Raw genomic sequence first — 260 nt, 5'->3', positions numbered from 1 at the left:
CAAACCGTAGCGCGGTGAGTCGGCAACGACGCTGCGGTGAAGACGGGCGATGAGCGCGGCGTCCGGTTCGTCCCCGTCCGGCCCGCGCTATCTCGGCCACCACCATCCACATCTGCCGGGCTTGATTAAAGATAATACGATATAACTGTTTGTTCATAACTTTTGCTCCACACAACACCACCCACCGGCAGCTTGGTTATTTGAATTAATACTGCCAATACAGGTTGAATCCGGCCGTGACGGGGGAAGTTTGGAAACCG

1 protein-coding gene is annotated in these 260 nt (G+C 55.4%); it reads right to left on the bottom strand.

Going from position 1 to position 260, the window contains the following annotated elements; translation table 11 throughout:
- Nucleotides 1–157 (bottom strand): ESPR domain-containing protein (locus ACGF49_RS25235; RefSeq protein ID WP_387493539.1); only part of this gene is annotated, 157 nt, incomplete at its 3' end.
- Nucleotides 158–260: the final 103 nt, after the last annotated feature.

It is taken from the genome of Photorhabdus sp. RM96S (assembly GCF_042879335.1).
GTDB classification, from domain to species: Bacteria; Pseudomonadota; Gammaproteobacteria; order Enterobacterales; family Enterobacteriaceae; genus Photorhabdus; species Photorhabdus kayaii.
Note: the sequence above shows the minus strand (reverse complement) of the source record. Positions and strands in the feature narration are given on the sequence as shown.